The sequence below is a fragment of the Oceanisphaera submarina genome (assembly GCF_046521305.1).
Taxonomy (GTDB): domain Bacteria; phylum Pseudomonadota; class Gammaproteobacteria; order Enterobacterales; family Aeromonadaceae; genus Oceanimonas; species Oceanimonas submarina.
Genome location: NZ_JBKGFN010000009.1, coordinates 127,607 through 145,057 on the forward strand (window position 1 = coordinate 127,607; position 17,451 = coordinate 145,057).

Below are 17,451 nucleotides of genomic sequence, written 5' to 3' on the forward strand. Positions count from 1 at the left end.
TTGGTTGAGCCGGCTGGCCGAGGGACTTCTATAGTTATGGGTATATGTATCCAGGGATGGTCATCATGTACGACTCTTATTTCGGCCTCAGCGATCTGCCATTCTCCATTGCGCCCGATCCGCGTTATCTCTACCTCAGCCAGCAGCACAGAGAAGCACTGGCTCATTTACAGTATGGCCTGAGTTGCAATGGTGGCTTCGTGCTACTGACAGGTGAAGTAGGCACCGGTAAAACCACGGTATGTAGAAGCCTGCTTGAACAGGTACCGGAGCACACCGATCTGGCCTTTATTCTCAATCCCAAATACACCGCACAAGAATTACTGTCCGCCATTTGTCAGGAACTGGCCATACCGCTCAACGAAGGAGCTAACTTAAAACAGTTGACCGATGCCATTCACCATCGTTTGCTCAATGCTCATGCTCAGGGCCGCCAAACGGTACTGATGATCGATGAAGCCCAGAATCTTTCTACCGAGGTATTGGAGCAAATCAGGCTGCTGACCAATCTGGAAACCAATACCCATAAGCTGTTGCAGATTATCCTGCTGGGTCAGCCGGAGCTGGCCGACAAACTCAAGCAGCCCGAACTGCGCCAGTTGTCTCAGCGGATCACAGCCCGTTATCACCTTGCCCCCTTGTCGTTCAGTGAGATGAAGGCCTATATCGCCCACCGGTTATCGGTGGCGGGAATAGAAGCGGCACTGTTCCGGCACAACAGCCTGCGCCGGCTGTATCGCCTGACCGGCGGCGTGCCCCGGCTTATCAACGTGATCTGCGACCGGGCCTTACTGGGGGCCTACGTGCAACGGCTGCCCCGGGTCGATCTGGCCACCCTGAACCGCGCCGCCGTCGAAGTGCTGGGCGTTTCGCCGACACTCGCGCGCTGGCGGCCCCTTGTCATTGCCGCCGGCCTGCTCGCCCTGATGGTCACCGGCGGCTGGCTGGCTCAGTCAACCTGGCCGGGCATTACCGGCATAAGCGGGCTGGCAACCCCCACGCCAGTCGTTAGCCATAACGACCGCTCGCAACGACAGGAGGAGAAAGGCACCACCGGCATCCAGACTCCGGAACTGGCTCCGACGGATCAAAGCGCATCGACACCGACACCGAATGATGCCGTTACCCGGTTTGATCCCTGGCAATGGCCTGCGGCCCTGACCACCGACCTGAGCCAGGTCATGGCATATCAGCATCTGTTTGCACTATGGGGGCTCGATTACGACCCGACCGAAGATCCCGTGGTATGCCCTTTTGCCCGCCGGCATCGACTGGAATGCGCCTTTCAAAGTGGCGATCTAGATACGGTGCGGCAACAGAACCACCCGGTTATTTTTCGCCTGGAACACCCTGAAAAAGGAGCCGTTTATGCCACGCTGATCCGTTTTAATGACGAGCGGGCAGACTTGATGGTGGGCGGTCAACTCAAGAGCATGTCACTGATGAAACTGGCAGCCAGCTGGCCCCACAGCTACGTTCTGCTGTGGCAGTTGCCGCCGCATTATCAGGCGCCGCTGTACCCCGGTAGCAAAGGAAAAGTCGTCGCCTGGCTGGAGCAGCAAATGGCGCACTGGCAAGAACGAGCCCCTCGTCGGCAGCACCAACATTACGATGAAGTACTGGTCGGTAATATCAGGGCATTTCAACGCAGCAGAGGACTGACCGCCGATGGTATTTTCGGGCCACAAACCAGTATTTATCTCAACGCCATGCTTATGAATGATGCGCCCAGACTTAGCGGTCAACAGGAGATAACCAGTGTCATATATCCTTGATGCGCTCAAACAATCGGAACGCAAGCGAAGTCGGCAGGCTTCGTCGGCAGAGACAGCCCCGCCACCGGGCGAGATACCGAGTTTGCAACGGACTCCCGGTTACCGGCACCGGTTATGGTGGTTGCCAGCCGGTGTGCTGCTGGCGCTAATACTGGGATATGGCCTGGGTAAAATCGGCTCTGCATGGCTGCAATCGCCGCAGCAAGTCATCACTTTACCTGTGCCCGGCGCGACGCTTCCCGAGGATGCAGCAGCGGCGGAGCCTGACCCCGCCACGACCAGAACGCCGATTGTGATTGACTCATCTCCAATGCGTATCCTGTTGGATGAGCCTCCCACCCTGACCATGAATCCCGACCCGCGAGCCAGCACCACGGCGGCACCCATCATTGTTGTTGCCGGGCCCAAGCCGTTAACTGCTTCCGACTCGGTGTCAGTTCCAGAACCGGCGTTCGATCCCGGCGTGCCGGATCTGCGTGAGCTGCCAGCCAGTATTCGAACAAAACTGCCCGCGCTGACGCTGTCGGTTCACATCTACTCCAAGACTGCTGGCAGCCGGATGGCCAGTATCAACGGGCAGATGCTGCGCGAAGGACAGCAAATCGGGGCCTTGCGGTTGCAAAGCATTACTCCCAAGGGGGTTATTCTGAATTTTGAAGGCCAAGCGTTTCATTTAAAATCAGTCGGAGGATAAACAAGAAACTCAAGCATTGCAGATAAGCTCCTGCACGACTGTTTTCGAGCCGGAACCACTATTGGCAGACGCAGATCCGGCACCACAGTCGCCCTCGGATGATGCTAAAATCGGCGCCATCGTCTTTATCAAGGAACTGTATGAGTCACTTCACCCTGCTGGTGGGCTCCACTCTTGGCAGCGCGGAAGATCTGGCCGATGAACTGGCCGGGATCCTGCAAAACCACGGCCATCAAACGCTTATTCACACTTCTCCCCAGCTTGATCACATCTTGATCAGGCCCGATCATTACCTGCTACTGGTCTGCTCCACCCATGGCGCCGGAGATCTACCCGACAATATTCAGCCCTTCTCGCTGCAATTGAGCGAGCAAGAGCCGGATTTAACCGGATTGGCATATCTGGCCGTCGGCCTGGGTGATTCGGCTTACGATACTTTCTGCCACGCCATAGAAACCCTGGATCAACAGCTTGCAGCTCGAGGTGCACGGCGGATCGCCGATCGACTAGATATAGATGTCAGCCAGCCGGATCCGCCGGAGGTGATCGCCAAAAAATGGCTGGATCTATGGTTATCACACCAGTAGATCCTCATTTTGAGTCGGATGTTGCGGATCTGCTCACAGCAGGATCCGCACTCCGATAAAATTCTTTCCACCAAGTTATCAACAGATCCCGCCGCTAGATCCCCGCCCCCATCCTTCGCTAAAAAAACCGCCTCTGTGTATAACCATGCTTGAACCCGGTGTTAAACCTATAGTTATCCTATTAATCAAATAAAACATCACCGGTCGCTGTTGATAACTATGCAAGTTACCCACCGGCCCAAGGGAGGCTCCCGCAAGGTTGTACACATCAATCGATCGCAACTAACTTCATGATCTTAAAGATCAAAAAACGGTTATTCACAGATCCGCTCGGCCCTAATAATAGATCTAACAGAAGATCTCTCTAGAGATCTAAGATCTATTAACGATCACGAGATCCTCTCGATCCGGTTTCCATCCTCTCGTTAAAAAAGCTAAAATAACCGCCCTTCGGGATCCTTATGCCTGCCTGTCTCAAGAGTATCTGTTATGCAATATGAAGAATCGTTTGACGTCATTGTTGTGGGTGGCGGTCATGCCGGCACAGAAGCTGCTGCTGCTGCCGCTCGTATGGGAGCAAACACCCTGTTATTGACCCATAACGTAGATACTTTGGGACAAATGTCGTGCAATCCGGCCATCGGGGGTATCGGCAAGGGCCATCTGGTCAAGGAGATCGATGCCCTCGGCGGGATCATGGGTACCGCCGCCGATCACGCCGGGATCCAGTTTCGAACCCTCAACGCCTCCAAAGGTCCCGCCGTGCGAGCGACCAGAGCACAGGCGGATCGTCAGCTGTATCGGCAAGCAGTCAGAACCCGACTGGAAAACCAGCCAAACCTGAGGATCTTCCAGCAGGCCTGTGATGATCTGCTGCTCGACGGCGACACCGTCGTCGGTGTTGTCACTCAGACCGGTCTTAAATTCCGGGCCAAAACCGTGGTGCTGACGGTCGGGACCTTCCTCAACGGTCTGATCCATATCGGCATGGATAATTACAAGGGCGGACGCGCCGGTGATCCTCCTTCCATCACCCTGGCAAACCACCTGCGCGAACTGCCACTGCGCACCGATCGACTGAAAACCGGTACCCCACCCAGAATCGATGCCAACAGCGTGGATTTCTCGGTGATGCAGGTTCAGCCAGGTGATAACCCGACTCCGGTCTTTTCGTTCATCGGCAACCGTGAGGATCATCCCCAGCAGATCCCCTGTTACATCACTCATACCAATGAGAAAACCCATGAGGTGATCCGTAAAAACCTGGATCGCAGCCCCATGTACGCCGGTGTGATCGAAGGGATCGGCCCCCGTTATTGCCCCTCGATCGAAGACAAGATCACCCGCTTTGCCGACAAGACATCTCATCAAATCTTCGTCGAGCCCGAAGGGCTAACCAGCACCGAGCTGTATCCCAACGGTATTTCCACCAGCCTGCCCTTCGACGTGCAGCTGGCGATCGTCCGTTCGATCAAGGGATTCGAGCAGGCACATATCATGCGTCCCGGCTATGCCATCGAATACGATTATTTCGATCCTCGCGATCTGAAGATCAACATGGAAAACAAGTGTCTGCACAACCTGTTCTTCGCCGGTCAGATCAACGGTACCACCGGCTATGAAGAAGCCGGTGCCCAGGGGTTGTTGGCCGGTCTGAATGCCGCCCTGCGGGCTTTCGACAAGGAAGCCTGGTCGCCACGCCGGGATCAGGCCTACCTGGGAGTCATGATGGACGACCTGTCCACCCTGGGTACCCAGGAGCCCTACCGCATGTTTACCAGCCGAGCCGAATATCGCCTGCTGCTGCGGGAAGACAATGCAGATATCCGCCTGACCGAAGAAGGCCGCAACCTGGGTCTGGTGGACGATCATCGCTGGGCCATGTTCTGTGACAAGATGGAACGCATCAGCCAGGAAAGTCAGCGTCTGCGGACCAACTGGATCAGCCCCGCTCATGACGCCGCTCCGGCGCTGAACGAATTGCTGAAAACACCGCTCAGCCGTGAGCACAACCTGGAAGAACTGTTGCGCCGACCCGAAGTAAATTACACCAGCCTGATGGCGGTGGATGGCATAGGGCCCGGTATCGATCACGAGCAAGCCGCCGAACAGGTAGAAATCCAGATTAAATACGCCGGTTATATCGAACGACAGAAAGACGAAATCCAGAAGCATCTGCGCAACGAACACACACGCCTGCCACTGGATCTGGATTATGGCGAGGTGCCGGGCCTGTCGCATGAGGTGATCGCCAAGCTTAATCAGGCCAGACCCGAAACCCTGGGCATGGCCTCGCGGATTTCCGGTGTGACACCGGCGGCGATTTCGATATTACTGGTGCATCTCAAGAAACGCGGCCTGCTGCGCAAGTCGGCGTAAGAACCATGAGCAACAACAAGATGCACGATCAACTACAGAACACACTAGAACGCTTGCTGAGTCAGACCGAGCTGTCGGTTACTCCCGAGCAGGCCGATAAGCTGGTGACACTGGTCACCTTGCTCGACAAATGGAACAAGGCCTTCAACCTGACCTCGGTACGGGACCCTATCGCCATGATGGGCCGCCATATCGTGGATAGCCTGGTAGTGAGCCCTCACCTGCAGGGTGAGCGTTTTATCGATGTGGGCACAGGCCCCGGCCTGCCGGGTCTGCCGTTGGCCATCATCAATCCCGACAAGCAGTTCGTGCTGCTCGACAGCCTGGGCAAGCGCATCCGTTTTATTCGCATGGTGGTCCATCAGCTGGGGCTGACCAACGTCGAGGCGGTGCAGAGCCGGGTGGAAGATTTCAACCCGGAGCAAAAGTTTGATGGCGTGTTGAGTCGGGCCTTTGCTTCGCTGGATGACATGGTAAGCTGGTGCGTTCACCTTCCGACCCCCGAAGGCCGTTTTCTGGCGTTGAAGGGGCAATATCCGGAGCAGGAGTTACAATCATTGCCTGCTCATCTTGCACTGGATCGGGTTTATCCGTTAACCGTGCCCGAGCAGGAAGGCGACCGCCATCTGGTGGTCATCAAACTAGCCAGCCAGTAGAGGTGTCCGGTGGGAAAAGTCATCGCCATTGCCAACCAGAAAGGGGGCGTGGGCAAAACCACAACGTGTGTCAACTTGGCGGCCTCCATGGCCGCGACCAAACGCAAGGTACTGGTGATAGACCTGGATCCGCAGGGCAATGCCACCATGGCCAGCGGCATCGACAAATACCAGGTCGCCAACACCGCCTATGATTTGCTGGTGGACGAGGTACCGGTCGAGCAGGTAGTCGAACGGGAAACCAGCGGTGGTTATGATCTTATTGCCGGTAACGGCGATGTCACCGCCGCCGAAATCCGGCTGATGGAAGTGTTTGCCCGAGAAGTGCGCCTGCGCAATGCCCTGGCGCCGGTGCGCGATTATTATGATTATATTTTTATCGACTGCCCTCCTTCCCTCAACCTGTTGACGGTGAATGCCATGTCGGCGGCGGACTCGGTACTGGTGCCGATGCAGTGTGAATACTTTGCGCTGGAAGGCCTGACGGCGCTGGTGGATACCATCAGCAAGCTGGCGTCGGTGGTGAACCCGACACTCAGGATTGAAGGCATATTGCGTACCATGTTTGATCATCGCAACCGACTGTCCAATGAGGTGTCCGATCAGCTTAAAAGCCACTTCGGTGATAAGGTCTATCGCACCGTCATTCCCCGTAATGTCCGCCTGGCCGAGGCGCCCAGCTTCGGTACTCCGGCCATGTATTACGACAAATCCTCATTGGGTGCCAAGGCCTATCTGGCCCTGGCCGGTGAAATTCTGCGCCGGGAAGAACTGGCTGTGGATTCTAACGAACCTTCGGAACAAACCGCATGACCATCAAACGACGTGGTCTGGGCAAGGGTCTGGATGCCCTGCTCAGCACCAGCTCAGCCGCCAATCTGCGTCAGCATCAGGCCGATATCCATTCCCAGCCGGCTGCCAACGGTGAACTGCAAACACTTGCTCTGAACGAGCTGCAACCGGGTAAATACCAGCCGCGCCGGGACATGTCCCAGGTGGCACTGGAAGAGCTGGCCACCTCCATTCGCCAACAAGGCATCATCCAGCCCATAGTGGTGAGACCTCTTGAATCAGGCGGCTACGAGATCCTGGCCGGCGAGCGGCGCTGGCGGGCGGCGCGTATCGCCGGTTTGAGTCAGGTGCCCTGCCTGATCAAGGACGTGGCCGATAAAGAAGCCATGGCCATCGGCCTTATCGAGAATATTCAGCGCGAAGATTTGAATGTGATTGAAGAATCACGTGCCCTGCTACGTTTGATCGAAGAATTCGGTTTTACCCATCTGTCGGTGGCCGAGGCGGTGGGCAAGAGTCGCAGTACCGTCTCCAACCTGTTGCGCCTTGCCCAGCTCAACGACGAGGTGAAGCAACTGGTGGAACACGGCTCGCTGGAGATGGGGCATGCCCGGGCGCTGCTGGCGATCACCGGTGAGCAACAGACAGAACTGGCCCGGCTGGTGGCCCAGAAGGCGCTGACGGTGCGGGAAACCGAAAAACTGGTCAAGCAGAGCCTGGCGCCGGAAAAAGAGAAAATCGAACAGCCCGGATCCTTGTTGATGAGTCAGCTTGAGCGGGAAATCGGTGAAAAACTGGGTTCAAAAGTAGAAATCAAGTCGACTCACAAGGACAGGGGGAAACTGGTGATTTCTTATAACTCATTGAATGAATTGGATAAAATAAGTCATTTTTTCGGTATTAACGACACGCCGGAAGTTTGAGTCGCGATAAATATTCAACCAGTTTAACCCGTTGTAAATGGTCGGAAAAACCGCAATAAGCCGTTAAAAATAAGGTTTTACTGCAATTGCATTTACGCCGGGCACGGGTATAATTTGACCTGCTTTTTTGGGGCTTATCTGACAACACATCTGTGTGGTCAGCAAGCCCCTAACTGTATCGGGAGTTTTTGTGAAGCAAATGAAGCGGCACCTGAGCGACAAGCAAATGGCGCTGGTTATCTTGTCTGGTCAATTACTCCTGGTGGTGGCGGTCTCCACCCTGTTTTTTTACCAGCAGGGAGAGGCAGCCGCCCGTTCCGCCCTCATAGGGGGCGGAATCTACTGGGTTCCCCAATGTCTGTTTAGCGTTCGGGTTCTGGCGTTCAGCGCCGGGCACGACTCGCCACGCAGTGTTGTGGCGGACTTTTACAGCGGGGCAGGGATTAAGTTTGGCAGCACTATCTTGTTGTTTGTGATAGCGCTCAAGTACATGGAGGTGCTTCATGCTCCTCTTTATACGGCTTACGCCCTAGCATTGCTGATGCAGTGGATTCTTTCGTTCACTCTCAACAACCGTTACTAGGAAAACACATGGCTGCAACAGGAGATGTCTTAACTTCCCAGGGTTATATCTCTCACCACCTGCAACACCTGCAGATTGGTTCGGGGTTTTGGGCGTTAAATATCGATTCTTTGCTTGTTTCCGTTGTCCTGGGAATGCTGTTCTTGTGGGGCTTCAACAAGGTTGCATCTCGTGCAACCAGTGGAGTTCCCGGCAAGTTGCAATGTGCCGTTGAGCTGCTGGTCGAATTTGTGGATAAATCCGTCAAGGACGTCTTCCATGGTAAAAATGCGTTGATTGCGCCTCTGGCGCTGACCATTTTTGTCTGGGTCTTCCTGATGAACCTGATGGACCTTATCCCGGTCGACTATCTGCCCTATGGCGCTCAATTGCTAGGTGTTCCTTACCTGAGGGTTGTTCCTTCCGCCGATGTTAACATCACCATGTCCATGGCGTTCTCCGTGTTTATCTTGATCATTTTCTACAGCATCAAGATGAAAGGCGTGTCCGGCTTCGTTAAAGAGCTGACCATGCAACCGTTGAACCATTGGTCCATGATCCCTGTTAACTTGGTGCTTGAGACCGTATCACTGATCGCCAAGCCTATCTCTCTGGGTTTGCGACTGTTCGGTAACATGTATGCCGGTGAGATGATTTTCATCTTGATTGCCGGTCTGCTGCCGTGGTGGTCTCAATGGGCCCTTAATGTGCCTTGGGCGATTTTCCATATCCTGATTATCACCCTGCAGGCTTTCATCTTCATGATATTGACCGTTGTTTATCTGTCAATGGCTCATGAAGAACATTAATAACAAAAGATAACAATATATTAACAAGCAGTCGTTCTAACCGCTAACAATTGGAGAAAAAAAATGGAAATGATTTTCATCGCTGCCGCTCTTATGCTGGGTCTGGCTTCTATCGGTGGTGCTATCGGTATTTCTATGCTGGGTGGTAAGTTCCTGGAAAGTGCGGCTCGCCAGCCGGACATGCTGCCTGCCCTGCGCGGCAACTTCTTTATCGTGGTTGGTCTGGTTGACGCCATCCCCATGATCACCGTTGGTATGGCTCTGTATCTGATCTTCGCCGTAGCTTAATGGCTCGGTCTATCAATCAGTCTGCTAACCATTTTAAAGGAGAGTTGCGATGAACATGAACGCAACAATCCTCGGTCAAACGATCGCGTTTATCCTGTTCGTTTGGTTTTGCATGAAGTTTGTATGGCCGCCGCTGATGGCAGCCATTGAAAATCGCCAGAAAGAAATCGCCGAAGGCTTGTCCTCGGCGGAACGGGCCAAGAAAGACCTGGCTCTGGCGCAAAACAATGCAACCGAACAGTTGAAAGAAGCCAAGCTGCAGTCCGCTCAAATTGTTGAGCTGGCTAACAAGCGCAAGGCCCAGATCGTCGAGGATGCAACACGTGAAGCTCAGGCCGAGCGTGAGAAAATTTTGGCACAGGCCCAGGCAGAAGTTGAAGCCGAACGCAATCGTGTCAAAGAGGAACTGCGTAAGCAGGTTGCTGCTCTTGCCCTGGTGGGTGCAGAGAAGATCCTCGAGCGTCAGATTGATGCCGCTGCCAACAGCGACATTGTTGAGAAAGTAGTAGCTGAACTGTAAGGGACATAGAGCTATGGAAATGAAAACCATTGCTCGCCCCTATGCCAAAGCAGCTTTCGATTTTGCCGTTGAGAAAAAAGCGGTTGAGAACTGGTTGACCATGCTGAGTTTTGCAGCCGAAGTGGCGCAAAACGAAGAAATGGCCGAAGTGCTCAGCAGCAATCTGAACGCGGAAAAGATGGCCGGGGTGTTTTTGGCTGTCTGTGGCGAACAGCTCGATGAGCAAGGCCAGAACCTGATTCAGGTTCTGGCTGCAAACGGACGCTTGAGTGTGTTGCCTGCAGTGGTACTGGAATTCGTCTCGATGAAGGCGGAGCTGGACCGGGAAGTGGAAGCCGACGTGGTTTCTGCTGCCAAACTGACCAAGCAACAAATGGCCAAGATTCAGGCTTCACTTGAAAAGCGCCTGGAGCGCAAGGTGAAGCTGAATTGCAGCGTCGATAAGAGCCTGATGGCCGGCATCATCATCAAAGCCGGTGACATGGTAATCGACGGAAGTGTTCGGGGCAGGCTGTCCCGCTTGGCTGAAACGCTGCAATCTTGATTGGGGAATAGAGCATGCAACTGAATTCAACTGAAATTGCCGAGCTGATAAAACAGCGTATCGAGCAATTCAACGTTGTCAGTGAAGCACGAAACGAAGGTACCATCGTCTCTGTAAGCGATGGCATCATTCGTGTTCACGGCCTTGCTGATATCATGCAAGGTGAAATGATTGAACTGCCGGGCGGTCGTTACGCCCTGGCATTGAACCTGGAGCGTGACTCCGTCGGTGCCGTGGTAATGGGTCCTTATGCGGATCTGGCCGAAGGCATGAAGGTTCAATCCACTGGCCGTATCCTGGAAGTACCGGTAGGTCGCAACCTGCTGGGTCGTGTGGTTAACACCCTGGGTGAGCCCATCGACGGTAAAGGCGCCATTGAAGCCGATACCTTCTCTCCGGTAGAAGTGATTGCACCGGGCGTTATCGATCGTCAATCGGTCGATCAGCCGCTGCAAACTGGTTATAAAGCCGTCGATGCCATGATCCCGGTTGGTCGTGGTCAGCGTGAGCTGATCATCGGTGACCGTCAGGTAGGTAAAACTGCCCTGGCCGTCGATGCCATCATCAACCAGAAAGACTCCGGCGTTAAGTGTGTGTACGTGGCCATCGGCCAGAAAGCGTCCACCATCTCTAACGTGGTACGCAAGCTGGAAGAGCACGGCGCCCTGGCGAACACCATCGTCGTGGTGGCTTCCGCTTCCGAGTCTGCTGCCCTGCAGTACCTGGCACCCTACTCCGGTTGTGCCATGGGCGAGTTCTTCCGTGACCGCGGTGAAGATGCCCTGATCGTGTACGATGACCTGTCCAAGCAGGCCGTTGCCTACCGTCAGATCTCTCTGCTGCTGCGTCGTCCGCCGGGCCGTGAAGCTTATCCGGGTGATGTGTTCTATCTGCACTCCCGCCTGCTGGAACGTGCCTCTCGCGTGTCTGTCGACTACGTAGAAAAGTTCACCAATGGTGAAGTGAAAGGCAAGACTGGTTCTCTGACCGCACTGCCGATCATCGAAACCCAGGCCGGTGACGTTTCTGCCTTCGTACCGACCAACGTTATCTCCATCACCGATGGTCAGATCTTCCTGACCACAGAGCTGTTCAATTCCGGTATTCGTCCGGCGGTTGATCCGGGTATCTCCGTATCCCGTGTTGGTGGTGCTGCGCAGACCAAGATCATCAAGAAGCTGTCCGGTGGTATCCGTACCGCTCTGGCTCAGTACCGCGAACTGGCGGCCTTTGCTCAGTTCTCTTCCGATCTGGATGAGGCGACTCGCAAGCAGTTGAGTCACGGTCAGAAAGTGACCGAGCTGATGAAGCAGAAGCAATACCGTCCCATGTCCGTCGCCGAACAGGGCCTGGTACTGTTTGCCGCCGAAAATGGCTACCTGGACGATGTTGAGCTGAAGCTCATCACTACGTTCGAAGCCGCCCTGCTCGCTTATGCCAATTCAGAACATGCCGCCGTGATGGCGGAGATCAACGAGAAAGCTGACTTCAACAAAGATGTTGTTGCCCAGCTGACTGCGTTGCTGGATAGCTTCAAGGCTACCCAGTCCTGGTAACCATGTGGCAGCGTTTGCTGCCACCTGAATTGGAGAAGCGACATGGCCGGCGCAAAAGAAATACGTAGCAAGATCGGGAGTGTCAAAAACACTCAGAAGATCACCAGCGCTATGGAGATGGTGGCCGCCTCGAAAATGCGCAGAGCGCAGGATCGTATGGACCACAGCCGCCCATACGCTGAAACCATACGCAAGGTGATCGGCCACATCGCGCAGGGGAACTTGGAATACAAGCACCCCTATCTGGCAGACCGCGAGGTTAAGCGCGTTGGGTTTATTATCATCTCGACCGATCGTGGCCTCTGTGGCGGTTTGAACATCAACCTGTTCAAACAAGCCATTAATGAAATGAAAGCATGGTCCGACAAGGGCGCAGGTGTAGACCTGGCTCTGGTTGGCAGCAAGGCGGTAAGCTTTTTCAACCGTCATGGCGGCAAGGTCGTCGCACAGAAGAGCGGCCTGGGTGATAACCCGTCGCTGTCTGAGCTGATTGGCTCCGTTAATGTCATGCTTGAGGCATACAACAAGGGTGAGATAGACAAGCTGTATCTGGTGTTCAACAAGTTTGAAAACACCATGGTTCAGAAACCCACGGTCGATCAACTGTTGCCCTTACCTGCATCGGAAGAAAACGTGGCCAGCCACAGCTGGGACTACCTCTACGAGCCTGATCCAAAATCGTTGTTGGACAAGCTGCTGGTACGCTTTGTGGAAGCACAGGTGTATCAGGGCGTGGTAGAAAACCTGGCCAGTGAGCAGGCTGCACGTATGGTGGCGATGAAAGCCGCCACCGATAACGCCGGCGATCTGATAGAAGATCTGCAATTGGTGTATAACAAAGCCCGTCAGGCTGCGATTACCCAAGAGCTGAGTGAGATTGTTGCCGGTGCCGGTGCCGTATAAGGCAAGGGTATTCAAAGGTTTAGAGGATTTGACATGAGTAAGGGTATCATAGTCCAAATCATCGGCGCCGTAGTAGACGTGGAATTTCCGCAAGATGCGGTTCCCCACGTATATGAAGCGCTGAAGATCACGACTGAAGGCCAGAGCCAGGGCCTGGTTCTGGAAGTTCAGCAGCAAATTGGCGGCGGCGTTGTGCGCTGTATCGTCATGGGTTCCTCCGACGGCCTGCGCCGCGGTCTGGAAATCGAACGTACCAACAACCCGATCAAGGTGCCGGTAGGCACTCAGACTCTGGGTCGTATCATGGACGTACTGGGCAACCCTATCGATGAGAAGGGTCCTATCGGTGAAGAAGACCGTTGGTCTATCCATCGCGAAGCGCCCAGCTATGAAGAGCAGTCCAACAGCTCCGAGCTGCTGGAAACCGGTATCAAGGTTATCGATCTGGTTTGTCCGTTCGCCAAGGGTGGTAAAGTTGGTCTGTTCGGTGGTGCCGGTGTTGGTAAAACCGTAAACATGATGGAACTGATCCGTAACATCGCCATCGAGCACAGCGGTTACTCCGTATTTGCCGGTGTTGGTGAGCGTACCCGTGAAGGTAACGACTTCTATCACGAAATGACCGACTCCAACGTTATCGACAAGGTATCGCTGGTATACGGTCAGATGAACGAGCCGCCCGGCAACCGTCTGCGCGTGGCGCTGACCGGTCTGACCATGGCCGAGAAGTTCCGTGACGAAGGCCGTGACGTACTGTTCTTCGTGGATAACATCTATCGTTACACTCTGGCCGGTACCGAAGTATCCGCACTGCTGGGCCGTATGCCTTCTGCAGTAGGTTACCAGCCGACGCTGGCCGAAGAGATGGGTGTTCTGCAGGAGCGTATCACCTCCACCAAGACCGGTTCCATCACCTCCGTACAGGCCGTTTACGTGCCCGCGGATGACTTGACCGATCCGTCTCCGGCGACCACCTTCGCCCACCTGGACGCTACCGTGGTACTGAGCCGTCAGATCGCCGCCCTGGGTATCTACCCGGCCGTTGATCCGCTGGATTCCACCAGCCGTCAGCTGGATCCGCAGGTGGTTGGTGAAGAGCACTACTCCGTCGCCCGTGGCGTACAGACCGTGTTGCAGCGCTATAAAGAGCTGAAAGACATCATCGCCATCCTGGGTATGGACGAACTGTCTGAAGACGACAAGCTGACTGTATCCCGTGCCCGTAAAATCGAGCGTTTCCTGTCCCAGCCTTTCTTCGTGGCCGAAGTATTCACCGGTTCTCCCGGTAAGTACGTGTCCCTGAAAGATACCATCATTGGTTTCAAAGGCATTCTGGACGGTGATTACGATTCGCTGCCCGAGCAGGCGTTCTACATGGTTGGTTCCATCGACGAAGCCGTCGAGAAAGCCAAGAAACTGTAAGCCTCGAAGGAGAACCTGATGGCCGATTTTAACTTTCACCTAGACATCGTCAGTGCCGAGGAGCGTTTGTACTCCGGCTCTGTCAGTGCGGTGACTGTATCCGGCTCTGAGGGTGAATTGGGGATCCGTTACGGACATGCCCCCTTGCTGACGGCTATCCGTCCCGGCCTGGTGCAATATGTCACCAAGGCCGGCCAGCAAGAAGTTCTGTATGTTTCCGGCGGTATGCTGGAAGTGCAGGGCAGCAGTGTCATGGTTCTGGCCGACACTGCGATTCGCGCCGAAGATCTGGATAAAGCCAAGGCCGAAGAAGCCAAACGAGCGGCGGAAGCCAAACTGCAGAATTCCTCACACGATGTGGATTACGCAGAAGCGGCCGCCGATCTGGCCCGGGCTCTGGCGAAACTGCGCGTGCTGCAGTTGGTTAAAAAATAACGTGCGTTAATATCCGTACGTAAAAAAGCGGCCCCAGGGTCGCTTTTTTTTTATAAAAAAATCAGAATGACGGCAGTTTTTTATCACGGGACATGAATTTTAATGACAACACAGGCAGTGATTCTGGCGGCGGGCAAGGGCACCCGCATGCGTTCTTCCTTGCCCAAGGTATTGCACCCGGTAGCAGGCCGCCCCATGGTCAGCCATGTGATAGCGGCGGCCCGGGCCAGCGCGGTGGACGGTATTCATCTGGTCTATGGCCATGGTGCCGACCAGCTCAAGGCGTGCATCGATGAGCCGGGCATCGGCTGGGTGCACCAGGCCGAGCAGCTGGGTACCGGCCATGCGGTGGCGGTGGCGCTGCCGGAAATAGCCGATACCGATAGGGTGCTGGTGCTTTATGGCGATACCCCGCTGCTGCAGCCGCAGACCCTGCAGGCGCTGCTGGCGGCACAACCAGCCGGCGGCGTGGGTCTGCTGACGGTCAAACTCGACAACCCCACCGGCTATGGTCGCATAGTGCGGGAAAACGGCAAGGTGGTCGGTATCGTCGAGCAGAAAGACGCCGATGCCGAGCAGCTGGCTATTACTGAAGTGAACACCGGCGTGCTGGTGGCCGAAGCCGGCCTGCTCAAGCGTTGGTTGGGCGCGCTGAACAACAATAACGCCCAGGGTGAATACTACCTTACCGACATTTTCGCCATGGCCCATGCGGACGGTTGCGAGATTGCCACCGTACATCCGGCCAGCAGCCATGAGGTGGAAGGCGCCAACGACCGGGTGCAGCTGGCCGGTCTGGAGCGAGCCTACCAGAAGATGCAGGCCGAACGACTGATGCGGGAGGGAGTGACCCTGCTGGATCCGGCACGTTTCGATTTGCGCGGTACGCTGACCGTGGGTGAAGAGGTCACCATAGACGTCAACGTCATCGTCGAAGGCAAGGTCATCCTGGGTAACAGAGTCAGCATCGGTGCCGGCGCCATCCTCAGGGATTGCGTGATTGGCGACGACGCCGTCATCAAGCCTTATTCCATCATCGAGCAGGCCGAGCTGGGCAGCGCCAGCAGTGCCGGTCCCTTCGCCCGCCTGCGGCCCGGTGCCGTGCTGGCCGAAGATGCCCATGTCGGCAACTTCGTGGAAATAAAGAAGAGCCGCCTGGGCAAGGGTTCCAAGGCCGGCCACCTGAGCTACCTGGGCGATGCGGAAATCGGCGGCGGCGTGAACATCGGTGCCGGTACCATCACCTGCAACTACGACGGGGTGAACAAGTTCCAGACCGTGATCGAAGACGGCGTCTTCGTCGGCTCCGATACCCAGCTGGTGGCCCCGGTGCGCATCGGCAAGAATGCCACCTTGGGGGCCGGCAGCACCATCACCAAGGACGTGGCCGCAGACGAGCTGGTGATCACGAGGGTGCGCCAGCGTCATATTGCCAATTGGCCCCGGCCGGTGAAGAAAAAGCCGTAAGCCTGTTTCTTGGTCACAAATCAGCTAGTGGGATAAAGAGGCAACAGGGTTGCCTCCTCCGACCCGCTTCAGATGAATGACACTCACTGTTTCAGCCTGCTGCGAACATTCACTGGAGTTCGGTCAGGCCGAAACAGTTCGTTACGGCGAGACAAGCTCGCCCCATGTGACGCTCGATAAATGTCATCTGACCGCCATGGATGGCGCGCTTGAGCCTCCAGGGAAGGATTCACGGCGAGTCGGCGGAGCTGACCTTTTGTCCGACTTTGTCTGAATCAGCAAATTCTCCTTTCCGAAACTATCGATTGATCCCTTATCTTTTGATCTGCTAGCATTAAGTTTCAAATCGAAACTTAGATGAGTCATGTCGAAACGGAATACCCAACAACGTCGCCATACCATCATCGCGCTGCTCAACGAGCAGGGCGAAGTGACGGTCGACGAGCTGTCGCAACGCTTTGAAACCTCCGAAGTCACCATTCGCAAGGATCTGACCGCCCTGGAAAAGAACGGCCTGCTGCTGCGTCGCTATGGTGGTGCCGTGCCGGTGCCGAGCGAAATGGTGACGGAAAATGCCGGTGAACCGGTGTCGAAACGAAAACAGGCGCTGGCCAGGGCGGCGGCCGGTCGGGTGCGCGACCATAACCGCATCATCATCGACAGCGGCAGCACCACGGCGGCGCTGCTGGGGGAACTGGGCCAGAAGCACGGTCTGGTGGTCATGACGAACTCTCTTAATATTGCCAATGTCCTGCGCGAGCTGGAGCCGGAGCCGACCCTGCTGATGACCGGCGGTACCTGGGATGCTTCTTCCGAGTCCTTTCAGGGCCTGGTAGCCGAGCAGGTACTGCGATCCTATGATTTCGATCAGCTGTTTATCGGCGCCGACGGTATCGACCTCGAGCGAGGCACCACCACCTTCAACGAACTGACGGGCCTGTCGCGGGTGATGGCCGAGGTCGCCAGAGAAGTGGTGGTGATGGTGGAATCGGACAAGATTGGCCGTAAGATCCCCAATCTGGAACTTCCCTGGAGTGCCATTCATACCCTGGTGACAGATAACGGCATAGAAAAAACGGTCCAACAACAATTAGAGCAAAAGGGTATTAACCTGGTTATTGCCCCCGAATCCTGAGGAA

At 55.4% G+C, this 17,451-nt stretch carries 18 protein-coding genes; all 18 read left to right on the top strand.

Going from position 1 to position 17,451, the window contains the following annotated elements; all coding sequences use genetic code 11:
• Positions 1–65 precede the first annotated feature (65 nt).
• The 18 genes from ACLEIV_RS10520 to ACLEIV_RS10605 all read left to right on the top strand — a co-directional run bounded on the left by ACLEIV_RS10520 (position 66) and on the right by ACLEIV_RS10605 (position 17,447).
• Entirely contained in the window at positions 66–1,775 is a 1,710-nt protein-coding gene (locus ACLEIV_RS10520) for an ExeA family protein (RefSeq protein ID WP_410456607.1), read from the top strand.
• Positions 1,759–2,469 carry a general secretion pathway protein GspB gene (locus ACLEIV_RS10525; RefSeq protein WP_410456608.1) on the top strand — a complete coding sequence of 237 codons (711 nt, stop codon included), beginning with the start codon at positions 1,759–1,761 and terminating at the stop codon, positions 2,467–2,469. The genes ACLEIV_RS10520 and ACLEIV_RS10525 overlap by 17 nt, the downstream gene beginning before the upstream one ends.
• Before the next feature lie 140 nt (positions 2,470–2,609).
• Positions 2,610–3,056, top strand: a complete 447-nt coding sequence (gene mioC / locus ACLEIV_RS10530) for an FMN-binding protein MioC (protein WP_410456609.1) — start codon at positions 2,610–2,612, stop codon at positions 3,054–3,056.
• Between the two features lie 489 nt (positions 3,057–3,545).
• A complete protein-coding gene (mnmG, locus tag ACLEIV_RS10535) occupies positions 3,546–5,435 on the top strand; it encodes a tRNA uridine-5-carboxymethylaminomethyl(34) synthesis enzyme MnmG (RefSeq protein ID WP_410456610.1) in 1,890 nt (629 codons plus the stop codon).
• A gap of 5 nt (positions 5,436–5,440) precedes the next feature.
• Positions 5,441–6,091 (top strand): 16S rRNA (guanine(527)-N(7))-methyltransferase RsmG, encoded by a 651-nt coding sequence (rsmG, locus tag ACLEIV_RS10540; RefSeq protein ID WP_410456611.1) that lies wholly within the window; start codon positions 5,441–5,443, stop codon positions 6,089–6,091.
• A 9-nt stretch (positions 6,092–6,100) separates the two neighbouring features.
• A complete protein-coding gene (locus ACLEIV_RS10545; protein ID WP_410456612.1) occupies positions 6,101–6,904 on the top strand; it encodes a ParA family protein in 804 nt (267 codons plus the stop codon).
• Entirely contained in the window at positions 6,901–7,806 is a 906-nt protein-coding gene (locus tag ACLEIV_RS10550; RefSeq protein WP_410456613.1) for a ParB/RepB/Spo0J family partition protein, read from the top strand. The genes ACLEIV_RS10545 and ACLEIV_RS10550 overlap by 4 nt, the downstream gene beginning before the upstream one ends.
• A gap of 199 nt (positions 7,807–8,005) precedes the next feature.
• Positions 8,006–8,389 (top strand): ATP synthase subunit I, encoded by a 384-nt coding sequence (locus tag ACLEIV_RS10555; protein WP_410456635.1) that lies wholly within the window; start codon positions 8,006–8,008, stop codon positions 8,387–8,389.
• Positions 8,390–8,397: 8 nt separating this feature from the next.
• The gene (atpB, locus tag ACLEIV_RS10560; RefSeq protein ID WP_410456614.1) at positions 8,398–9,177 is read left to right on the top strand and encodes a F0F1 ATP synthase subunit A; all 780 of its coding nucleotides are present in this window, start codon (positions 8,398–8,400) and stop codon (positions 9,175–9,177) included.
• 63 nt (positions 9,178–9,240) lie between these two features.
• On the top strand, positions 9,241–9,465 hold the full coding sequence (gene atpE, locus ACLEIV_RS10565; RefSeq protein WP_071471457.1) for a F0F1 ATP synthase subunit C: 225 nt from the start codon (positions 9,241–9,243) through the stop codon (positions 9,463–9,465).
• A 49-nt stretch (positions 9,466–9,514) separates the two neighbouring features.
• Positions 9,515–9,985, top strand: coding sequence for a F0F1 ATP synthase subunit B (gene atpF, locus ACLEIV_RS10570; protein ID WP_104485549.1), 471 nt, complete (start codon positions 9,515–9,517; stop codon positions 9,983–9,985).
• A gap of 13 nt (positions 9,986–9,998) precedes the next feature.
• Entirely contained in the window at positions 9,999–10,529 is a 531-nt protein-coding gene (gene atpH, locus ACLEIV_RS10575; protein ID WP_410456615.1) for a F0F1 ATP synthase subunit delta, read from the top strand.
• 14 nt (positions 10,530–10,543) lie between these two features.
• Positions 10,544–12,085, top strand: a complete 1,542-nt coding sequence (gene atpA, locus ACLEIV_RS10580) for a F0F1 ATP synthase subunit alpha (protein WP_410456616.1) — start codon at positions 10,544–10,546, stop codon at positions 12,083–12,085.
• 42 nt (positions 12,086–12,127) lie between these two features.
• A complete protein-coding gene (gene atpG / locus ACLEIV_RS10585) occupies positions 12,128–12,988 on the top strand; it encodes a F0F1 ATP synthase subunit gamma (RefSeq protein WP_410456617.1) in 861 nt (286 codons plus the stop codon).
• 33 nt (positions 12,989–13,021) lie between these two features.
• Positions 13,022–14,410, top strand: a complete 1,389-nt coding sequence (atpD, locus tag ACLEIV_RS10590; protein ID WP_410456618.1) for a F0F1 ATP synthase subunit beta — start codon at positions 13,022–13,024, stop codon at positions 14,408–14,410.
• An 18-nt stretch (positions 14,411–14,428) separates the two neighbouring features.
• Positions 14,429–14,845, top strand: a complete 417-nt coding sequence (locus ACLEIV_RS10595) for a F0F1 ATP synthase subunit epsilon (RefSeq protein ID WP_410456619.1) — start codon at positions 14,429–14,431, stop codon at positions 14,843–14,845.
• A gap of 102 nt (positions 14,846–14,947) precedes the next feature.
• The gene (glmU, locus tag ACLEIV_RS10600) at positions 14,948–16,312 is read left to right on the top strand and encodes a bifunctional UDP-N-acetylglucosamine diphosphorylase/glucosamine-1-phosphate N-acetyltransferase GlmU (protein ID WP_410456620.1); all 1,365 of its coding nucleotides are present in this window, start codon (positions 14,948–14,950) and stop codon (positions 16,310–16,312) included.
• Between the two features lie 364 nt (positions 16,313–16,676).
• Positions 16,677–17,447 (top strand): DeoR/GlpR family DNA-binding transcription regulator, encoded by a 771-nt coding sequence (locus tag ACLEIV_RS10605; protein WP_410456621.1) that lies wholly within the window; start codon positions 16,677–16,679, stop codon positions 17,445–17,447.
• The last annotated feature ends 4 nt before the right edge of the window (positions 17,448–17,451 follow it).